Source organism: Gilliamella sp. Fer4-1 (assembly GCF_001690515.1).
GTDB lineage: Bacteria > Pseudomonadota > Gammaproteobacteria > Enterobacterales > Orbaceae > Gilliamella > Gilliamella apicola_C.
Window position 1 is genome coordinate 1 of sequence record NZ_LZGZ01000224.1, and the last position, 11,289, is coordinate 11,289.

Annotated in this window: 3 protein-coding genes; 1 reads left to right on the forward strand and 2 read right to left on the reverse strand. The window is 38.6% G+C overall.

Features of this window, described 5'->3' with window-relative positions; translation table 11 throughout:
* The coding region (locus A9G30_RS08140; RefSeq protein WP_141672043.1) for an integrase core domain-containing protein at window positions 1-222 on the forward strand (222 nt) is incomplete at its 5' end.
* Between the two features lie 382 nt (window positions 223-604).
* Here the strand turns inward: A9G30_RS08140 and A9G30_RS08145 are convergent.
* Both A9G30_RS08145 and A9G30_RS08150 read right to left on the reverse strand, forming a co-directional pair.
* Complete coding sequence (locus tag A9G30_RS08145) at window positions 605-988, reverse strand: DUF596 domain-containing protein (protein WP_065587967.1); 384 nt, start codon at window positions 986-988, stop codon at window positions 605-607.
* 8 nt (window positions 989-996) lie between these two features.
* Window positions 997-11,289, reverse strand: a 10,293-nt coding sequence (locus tag A9G30_RS08150) for a hemagglutinin repeat-containing protein (protein WP_065588631.1), incomplete at its 5' end; no start/stop codon positions are given.

The window sequence follows — 11,289 nt, forward strand, 5'->3', positions numbered from 1 at the left end:
ATTGATTATATCCAGCCCGGTAGCCCTTATCAAAATGGCTATATTGAACGATTTAATCGTACCTATCGTACTGAAGTACTCGATTTATATCTTTTTAACAACTTAGCTCAAGCAAGGAGAATAACTAAAGAATGGTTAACGGTTTATAACACCGAAAGACCGCATGAGGCATTAAATAACATGACACCGATTGAGTATAAAACACTAAAACAAGCAGCATGATTTTCTACGTGAGTTGTGTACTAAGTTTGGGGTATTTACACCTTTTAGGTCGATGATGTTGTAAAAGAGTTCATGTTATTCTTAGCTATCATTCTTAAAATAAAAAATAAAATAAAATCAATACCTTTTCTGACCAATTTTTGTGAGTAAAACGGTAGATTGGCGTGTTATTTTGTATTTTGAATAGGCAAAAACAAGTGCACTATGTGTAAAAATCAATTTAAAACTATTATTCTTCAGTTATTATTAGAGGACTTGGTGACAGTGTTAACTGCCACCAAATAAATAAAAGTTTTATAAGGTATGTCAGGTTAACAAATTAACTATCACCCTTAACTATTTAATGCCCAAAATTTACAAGAAGCTTAAACAACTCAGCAAACTAAGTCCACTCTAACGAACCATCTTCATTAACCCACACCGCTTCTGCTGGACAAGACTCATCAAAAAACCAATAATCATCCATCAGTTTTTGTTTATCAAACATGTCGTCTTCTGTTTTTGGAAAAGCATCATAAAACAGTTTGACTTGTTCATCGATTGAGCCTCCTAATAACTGACCATTTTTTGCTAATTTAAGTCGACCTTCTTTTAATAATCTTTTCACAAAATAAAAAAAGAGTTCTTTTCTCTCTTGAAATGGAAATTTTTCTTCATTAGATTTTAGAGAAGGGAACATATCAGGGGCAATACAATTCCATAATCCACTAAAAGTTCTTAGTTCTGACCAATCAATAATATTTTTATAATCATTTTCATTTATCATATTTTTTCCTACCTAAATTTAATTTCTGCTCCAGTTCTCAACCCTCTATATAAATTTGTTAAAGTTGGGCTATTTCTTATATCAATAGTCCAACGAGCACCTGTATTAGAGCTCGATACATTTCTTAATGTAATATTTGTACCATCTTGTAATCGTGCTGTATAAATACCATCTCTAACTTTGGTTAATGGCTGTCCAGCTAGTTCCTCCGCATAATTATATATTTGTTTATCGGTCAAATTTTGGCTTTCGTAAATTCGAGTGGAGTAACGATTTCCATTAGCACCTTGCCGAATAGTTTGCCCATCAATTTTTAAATCTGTGGTAGGGTTATTTTTATCGTAGATATCTTTTAATTCGTCAAATCGCTCTTGTTGTTTTTGTTTTTGATATTTTTGGCTATTTTCATTTTGTCGCTTATCATTATCTCCGTCATCATCAGGCGGTAATCCTGGGGCTCCTCCAGCGACAACACTTCCAGAGCCAGCAATATTATTACTGTCTGAAGAGCCATCAACGCCGTTGTTTTGTGAAGTACTTGAATTACTTTCTTGCCCATGAATTAGCGGTATTCTGTCTGCAAAATCAGCGATAAGAAAATCATTTTTATTTTTATTTAGAAAATCTATTTGTTCTTCAGTCAAACTAGCTATAGCAAATGAATCACCACTTCTAATCGCATTAATAGCATTAGTTTTATCATTCTCACTAAGGCTATTAACCACAGATATACCTAATAATGCAGCTAAACCTGTTCCAGCAACATAGTTTGCGCAAACCGAAATTCTTACGCAAATCATCCCTCCAGCTCTAACTACAACTGCTGCGAAGTTATTCTCAACTGCATTCTTACTCGCAGCAATCCCCGTATTCACATCTTGGATATCTCCACCAGATGCTGCGATGGCAAGGCCTGTAGCTAGTTGGGATAGTGCGCTGATTTTTTGTCGCTCTTCTTGCGATAACTCTGTTACTGCTTTATCCGGATATAAAATGCCCGCTATGACTTCAGCACTACGTTCACTCGCTGCTGCCCCTAAACCTCCCGCTAAGGCTGAGTTGCCTTGTAGCTCAGCAACTACTGCGCCCAGTATAGCATGGCTAATTGTGTTGGCGACGGTGTTTCCTTCTGTCTGTTGTTTGATTATGGTGGCTATCTTCGGTGCTAATGCCCCCGCAACAGCCCCTGTCATGTCGCCCGTGATTAGCCCATTAATAATGTTAACCGCCATTTCAACGCCTTGACGGGTGTCACTGCCCATCGCTGACATCCCTTCGTTCATCGCATCGTTGTAGGCCTTTTCATAGATTTTCTGTTCCTGCTCGTCGGTTAAAACGAGGCCTTGCTCTTTCGCTTTTTTTTGCTCTTCTTTTAGCTTTTTGTTCGCTGCAGATTCTGCGCTTATGCGGTCGATATGATTGAGCATGGTTAAGGTTTCACCGCCAATCTCACTCACTAAGTGTGTTTGGTCTATGATGTCTTGCTCTTTTTCTTTGTTAAAGATGTGTTTCAGTTCGTTATTCGCCTGCTCAGTATCTCGGCTTAAATCATCAATATCCTGTTGTTGTCCGTCCTTGTTGCGAATTATAATCGTGCCTTCTGATACCGCAGATTGCGTCGTCGAGTTTGCCTTCTCTGACTTATTACGACTGGTTGGCATCGATGGCATGCCACTGGAACTAATGCCAGCACTGCTGCTACTGACTTTGTAGTCCGCTTTGTTTTCGATATCACTAAAGCTTATTGTGCCGGTATCAAGGCGGTTTTTACTGGTATCTTTCGCTTCTGAGGAGATGACCGCCCCTTTTAGGTCGGTGTTGTTGCCTACCTTAATGTCAAAGCCACCTTTACCGGCAAAAATACCCGATTGGTCAGTAACACTTTGCCAGTTGCTGTCCATTTTAGTTTTACTCGCTGATGCATTGGCACTACCACCTCCGCCCATTGAGATACTACCCCCTGCCGAGGCAGAAGTACTTTTAGAATGAAACTCATCGCTGTCTTGTTTTGATTCGATATTCAGGTCATGACCAATATCGGCAACCACGCTATCACCTTTAACTTGTCCTGCAATAATGTTAGCATCGTTCCCCGTTATGATTGTGAGCTTATTACCCGCTTCAACCACGCTTTCTGTCCAGTCGGTACCATTGCCTTTTTCTCGAGATTTACTATGGCTCGCATTGGCTGAGATATTAAAGCCATTTTTTTGTCCACCAAAGTTATAACCCACACCCACCGAGCCACTGCTGCTCTTTTCTTTCGTGTCAGTTTTGCTCGTGTTTTCTTGACCTACGATGTTAACATCATGGTTGGCTTTGAGCATCGCATCATGTCCTGCTGACACCTGACTGCCGATGATATTAATATCGCCGCTCTCTTTTTGTCCATTGCCCGTGGCTATAATACTGACATTATGACCCGCTGATATACCACTACTCACTACCGTATGTTGCTCTTGGTTTACCGTGCGCTTGGTTTTTTCACTACCCAAGCTAAGGTTAATTCCAATCGACGCCTCAGGTACCCCATTTTGTAAATTCGCACCTGTCTCTAACGCCGCATTACCCGCTTGTAGCCCCGCTTTGATATTCATTAACGCTTTGGTTTTTTCGTTAGTCTGTTTTTTGGCTTGCTCTCGGGTTTGATTAGCGTTGTACATATCACTGACCGTACCCGTTACCGCCACAGTAAGCCCTGATTTTTGGTGTTTATACTCTTCTTTATACGTCGTTTTGGCATCTAGTGCTTCAATGTTGACGTTTTCACCTTGCAGTTTGATATCACGCTGCGCAATGACTTCGCTGCCTTTGATGTTCACGTCTTTACCCGCTCGGATATTAACACTGCCATCTGTGCTACCCACCACACTGCCCAAAAAGGCTTGTTCGGTATTTGTCTGTTTTAAGGACTCTTTTTCTTTACCAACGGTAAACCCAATACCCCCACTGCTCATTAGTCCCGATTTTTTAGTTTTGGTTTCTTGTTTTCGGTAATATGACTCTTCTGCCGCATCAATGGTCACTTCCTTGCCGGCATTCAGCACCACATCATTGCTACCAATCACTTGGCTGCCCGTGACTTTGAGATTATTACCCGCACTGATACTCACGCTATCACCATACAGCTCACTGCCTTTTTGCGTGGTGTTATCTATTTCTGTGTGCGTTGTAGTGGTTGTTTTATTTAAAAACCCTTTACTTTTACTTTTGTGAAATTCATCTAATTCAAAATGTTCAGCCGATGAGCCTAATATAATGTCATTATCGGCCTGTAACCCAAGATGGTTGCCCGCAGTAATATCAACCGTTTTGGCGTTAATGTCATTACCAGCAATAAGCATAACATTATTAGCGGCACTTATGCCCGTGCCAACCACACTTTTTTCATCCGTTTTTCGGTAGTCTTTTTTGACCCTAAAATCTAATTTCTCTTCAATATCTGCGGTATTAAATTTAATATCGTTGCCGGCTTGTAACCAAGTATTACCGCTTTCACCATTATTAATAATCCATCCCGCTTTAGTATTGATATCATGACCCGCATCAATCACAACATTGCCATCATTTACCTGAATAATACTTGTTTGGTCTATATTGGTAGTTAAATTTCGCCCCCGAGTCTGTGTGCGTGTACTTGATAATAGGTTGATATCATTATCTGCCGACAAATAAACTAGTTTATCCCCCACTAATTTGCCGTAATTGGTGATGTCGTTTTCCGCATTGATAGATACTCTACCACCATAAATAGTGCCTTTATTGGTGACATTATGCCCATCTAATAGTATGTCATTTTTGGCTTTAATTAAGCCATTACTATTAAGTTCATCCCCTTTAACAAACACGTTCTCGCCTGAGATTAATGCCCCATCAGTTCCCAACTGAGGACGGTTAACTACGTAAACTTGTGGCACTAATACCTCTTGCGTTTGACCACCTACCGTGATGGTCTTTTTCACTAATAAAACGATATCAGTGGTTAGTGCGCGCATTTGTTCGTCTGATAATTCAACGCCGGGAACAATACCATAGGCATTAGCAAAACTAATTCCCGCATCCATCAAAGCTTGATACTGCTCTAAATCAGAACGGTAACCATGTAAATAGCGGTTGCCTGTTAAGCCAATAATTTGCTCTCGTATTAATTGCTGTTCGTAATAACCATCACCTAATCGTTTTTGTATCGCATTCGGGTCGGCATTTAAACGGCTTAACATGTAATCAGAGCTGAGCCATTTTTTGCGTTGAGTAAAACGCGGATCGCTTTCGACAATATAATTTTTGTCAGTCTCTTTGTTGATTATCCATAAGCTATTATCAGGTAAGGTTAGATTTGGCTCATAAATACTGATGGTTTTAGACGGTACCATTTCCGCTTCTGTTACCGGTTGTTCTGGTTCATTATCTTTTGGCGTATCGTTTTTATTTTGCTCCACTGTATCAATTACAATAGATTCAAAATTGTTATCCGGTTTAGTCGGTAGCCCCGTAATTATCTCTTGCTTATGATTTGGAACCACTGTCACATTAGTTTTATCACCAGTAAGATTATTGTTCGGATTTAAATCGATAATTGGATTAGCTATCTGTTTTCCATGCTGAGAAATGCTCGCATGAACGGTTTGGTCAATAATCTGTTGATTATTTTTGTTTTCCACCTCGACGAGTTGTCTTGGCGTGTCATTTAATGGTTTTTTCTCGAAAATTTGATGCTCTAAAATATTGTGATTCAAAGCATCATCAATAAAGATTTCATCCGCTTTTGTGTAGTCATAAGGACCTTTGCATCGGTATTCATCCTTACGCTTGCGTTTATGTAAGTAATAATTCCCTGAATAAACGTATTTTGATAAGGTTTCTTCAGACGTATTGTTCAGTTGATTAACTTTGATACTAACCGTTTGTCCCGCAACGATTTTACTGTCCTGATTATTTAGCGTTTGACCTTGAATAATCAGATGGTTGGCCGCCATAATTTTACCGGGATCGGTTTCTAACACAACGGTACGGTATTTTTGTTTAATCACATTAAATTCCCATGAATCGCTTGCTCCATTTATGTTGTGAGACGGAACTGACATTCTTTGTAATTGTTTGGTGTGCCTCAAATGCTCAGGAATATCATTCCATTTGTACAGGCATCGATGATGTTTATCACAAGATTGCCCTGAAATACCTTGCATATATTTTGTGTGGATTCGGTAAAGAACGTCATTAGATGAATATTTACTCGCCCCATCGCCTTCCGCAGTTTGGAAGTAAGTCTCTTTTTCCGGCGGCTCATCACTTGGGCGCATTTCTGTCACAATGTGGTCATTGATATTGTTAATGGTATTGGCAGCAATTATTAAATTGCCTTGTGATTCAATGGTCGCTGAATGGTTATTAATGACCTCAGCGTTGCCGACAACGTTGAAGTTGTCATCAAGCTGACCACCAATATTAAAATAACCCAAGCTAAGTAACTGGGCATGATTGTCGTTATTTAACCTATTAACGCCTAAGTGAAAATTTTGTCGAGAGGCAATCACAGGAGCTAAACCATTTTGCCCCCGATTATTGAGCTGAGCAGCACCAATGGCTAAATTATCAGCATAAATACGCCCTTTACCTAAATTATTCAAGGTATCATCGATGCGGAGCACTGCGGTAGTACCATCAATTAATCCCTGATTAGTCATATTTTGATGCTTTAATACTAAATAATTTGCACTGATTTCCGCTTGTTGTTCATTAACTAATTGCTGACTACTTAACGAAACTTGACGACCCGCTGTAATTTTATTTTTGTTGATAATGTCTTTAGCACTGCGAATAGACAAATGACCATTGGCAGTGATTTCATTATCATTAATAAAGCTTTCATCTAAATCAAGCGATAAATCATTTGTGGTTTTAATTGTGCCATCACCTCGAAATGCGCGTGTTTTTAAGTAAATATTATCGCCCAGTAAATGCCCTTGGCTATTATTAAAATCCCATGCATTAATGACCATTTTGTTATTTGCAGTAAGATTGGCTTGCGTATTATTTAAATAATGACTTTCTAGCAGAATATTATTGGCGACAAATTCTGAATGACTGTTATCAATATTATCAGCATCAATCTGAATAAGCCCATTGGTTTTTAATGAGGCTGATTGGTTACTTAAATCAGCTGTGTGTAATTTGATACCAGTATTTGACAGTAACTTTGCATGATTGTTATTAATATAATTTGGTGAGATAAGCTCAATTTTCCCATTTGCCGTTAGTTGAGCACGATAATTATCAATTCTATCAACGCCATTTAACCCAATATTATGTTCAGATGTTAGGCTTGCTTGCTGATTATTCAGTACGTTTGCCTGTACATTAATATCGCCTTTGGCAAGTAATTCAGCTTGTTGATTATTTAATTGCTTAGTTTGAATGTTTAGGGATTTTTCAGCAATCAATTTAGTATTTTGGTTAGCGATATTGTCAGCATGAAGCGTTAATTCACCTTGAGTAAATAATTTGGCGTGTTGGTTGTTTAATGTTTGACTATCAATACGTAACCCTTTATCACCCGATAGTAATAGTGCTGACTGATTATCAATTTGGTTTGCTGTCACGGTTATTTGTGACTGTGATTGAAGTATGGCATTGGTGTTATTTAACGTATTAGACTTAATATTAATCGCCGCTTGCGCAACTAAAATTGCATCGCTATTGTCAAATTTTTGGTTATTAATGGTGATCGCATCACCCGCTTTAACTACGCCACCTTTATTTATTAGTCCTGTTGAATCTAGAGTAATTGATTGCCCACTGACCAATTTGGATTCCGTATTATCCAAGTTTTCAGCTTGAATGGTGATATCTGTTTTGGTATTGAAAATGGCTTTTTGATTGTTAATTTTTTTAGCATTAATGCTTAGCGATTTACCACCACCCAATTGTGCGCCAGTATTATCAAGCTCATCGCTAGCAATAGTGATGTCATCGTTGGCAACCCATTTTGCATGGTTATTTATCAGTGTAGAAGCATTAACATCAATGTGACCACGCGCGCCCATTTCACTTGCGTTGTTATCAAACGTATTGGTGTTAATTTTAATGTCTTTATCACTGATGAGGTTTGCATTTCTGTTTGTTAACTGTGCGCTGGTAATATTAATATTGCCTAAACTGTTAATGTTAGACTCACTGCTATTGATAATATTAGATTTAATTTGCAAATTTTGTAGCGCAATCAACTTAGCTTTTTGCATGAACAACGTTTGTTCATTGTCCAGAACCATGTTACCTTTGCTTGAAAGGGTTACTTGATCCATTGAGGCCGTTTTGCTTGCTATGTTTAAATCCCCTTCAGTAATATATTCTGCACGATCACTGACAAGTGATTCAGTTTGAATGTCGATACCTTGTTTGGATTTGATTTCACTATCTTGGTTATTGATTAGTTTACTAATGAAGTTAATCGTACCATCGGCAAAAAATAGGCCTTTTTCGTTGTTGAAGCTACTGGCATGAATATCAATATGCTGATGACTTAAAAGTGTTGCATTGGTATTGATAAAATTATCGGTATTAATTTTAATATGCTCATCAGTTATGAGTTTGGCATTCTCATTTTGTAACTGATTGTTTGCTTGGATATAAATACCTTTTTTGGTTTGAATTTGTGCAGCCCTATTATCAATTTGCTTGGCATGCATTGCCAGTTTACCATCGGTTAATAATATAGCCTCATTATTGTTAATTTCCTGAGCCTCAATATCTAAGTCTTGTTTGGCTTGTAGGGTTGCTTTTTGATTATTAAATTGCCTTGCCGATAAATGGATTATATCATCACTGAACCAACGCGCATTTTGGTTATGAAGTTGGGTAAAGCGCATATGCATGCCATCTTGAGCATAAAAAATGGAGTTGGCAGTATTGGCATGTGGTGCTTCAAACGTCAATTTCTTATTTGTGACCAGCTGGCCTTGATTAAATGAGGCGGATTGCTGAACTTTGATAGTTAAATCGTTTGACGCCTTGATAATAGCGTCATCCGCTTCAATTGTCGTAGCAGTAACATCAACTTTTCCAGTCGATAGTAGCTCAGCATGTTTTAAATGTTGCTGTAGCCCAGTTATTGAAATATCATCTTTAGCGCCAATAAAAGCACCAGCCAAATCTATTTTTTTACTGTTAATTGTGATTTTATCTTCAGCGTATAGCTTTGCAGAACTAGCGTGAATTTGCTCATCAGTTGTTAAAGTCAGCGCATTGCCCGCTTGCAGTGTGCTATTATCGCTTAATAAGTGTTTAGCTTGGATAGTTAACGCTTTATTGGCATTTAACTCAGCATCACCATTATCCATATTTTGTGTGTTAATGGTTAATGCATCACCCGATACAATAAGACTCGACTGGTTATCAAATAGAATTGAAGCATCGACAGCAATATCATCACCACTGAGCCATTTTGCTTGTTGATTGTGTAGTGTATCACCAGTAAAGGTTAAGCGCTTGCCACTTATCAATGTCGTATTATTATTGTTTAGGTCATTAAACTGGTAATTGATTGATCCCGCTGCTTTCATTTGGCTGGCATTATTTTCAATATTATCTGCTTTAATTTTTATGTCGTTATCGGAAAGCCATACCGACTCTCGATTGTGTAGTATTTTTCCTTGAACAGTAATATCGCCTAATGCGCTGATTTTTGATTTATCCAACTGCAATTGATTTGCCTTTACAGAAAAAGCATCCGCTGTGATAAGATTTAAAAAATCAGCAAAATAATTTTCAGCTTTAATGCCAATGCTTTTTTTAGCCTGCAACTTAGCATGCTGGCTAGATAAGGTTTTAGCATAGATATGCAGTGCCTGCTCGGTAATAAGGTCAAGATTATCGGTATTAAGATCGCTGCCTGTCAACGAAATGGCGCCTTTAGCGCTTAAGTTAGTTTTTTGCAGGTCAATCTTATCAGCGTCAATGATTATTGCGCTGTTAGTATTTATTTTAGATGCATTGCTTTTTATCTGATTGGCTTTTACGGTAATATCATTTTCTGAGATAAGTTGGCTATTGTTACTTGTGAGCTCATTCGTAGTTAATGCAATACCTTGTTTAGCTAGAATCGTTGAGTCAGACGTATTTATCGTTTTAGTGTTGGTCACGCTTAATTTCTGTTCGGATTGTAATTTTGCTCCTCTCAGTGAGATATCATTACCCGTCAGGTTTAAATCATTAGCATATGTTTTGCTACTATCAAGATTAAGGTTATCTTCCGCTTTTAATAATAACGTTTTGCCTGCGCTGTTTTTTCCATTAAAAGCAATAGCATTAGCTGTGGCTACAATATTACCTTGTTTAGTCAACTGCCCTTGTTGGTCAATCCCCGCCGCAACGGTACTGCTTTTACCACTATTTATCGTTGAGGCTTTAAGCTCGACATTATTTTCAGCGATTAATGCCCCCTCATTAGCAATCGCTTTTTTGGCGTTTAATTGAAGGTTTTTTTTGCTGTAAATTTGTTGACTGTTACTAATAGTGTGTTGACTGCTTAGCTGAATATCACCTTTAGCTTGTAAGGTACCGGTATTGCTGATTTTCCCATCCGCACTGATTATAAGGTTACCAGCACTTGCCCCTAACTCGCCTGCATTATGTACACCAACCCCTTTTTCTGTCCCGACTAGCTGGATTTTACCCGCATACATCCCCCCCAGTGCCGAAACATCCAAGCCAACTTCCGGTTTTGGGTTATCATCTTCGCCTAACGATGTCACCGTTTGTGCGTCAACGCTGACTTTATTACGCCCTGCCACCACATTTAAATCATTTGCCCATACCGCAGAATTTATCGATACCGTGCGAGCAATTAAATCCGTATAGTTTTGCCCAGAACTGTCCAGACCTTTACCCGTTACCGCTATATGACCTTGCTCTACCTGATAACCGGTTAAATCCCCATTTTCAATTATCGGTTTACCCGTCGTTAATGTGCCTCGACTCGCATTAATAAAACCACAACCATTACAGGTGATCCCCGATGGGTTGGCTATAACCACTTGAGCCTTTTGTCCCGCAACTTCAACGACCCCATTTAATTGGCTTGGGTTACGTGAGTTGACTTCGTTTAAAATGATTTTGGCACTGCCACTGGCATTTAACAGTTCATTACCTTGGATATAACCCCCAATTTGGGTTTTGCTGGTTTTACTGCTGTTATTTAAAATTACACCTTGCTTTGAGACATCAAACTGTTGGTATTTGTTATGTGAAACGCCTTTATTATTCGGCGTTTGTATGTTGACCTGTGTGGTGCCGTTCGCCGTTGA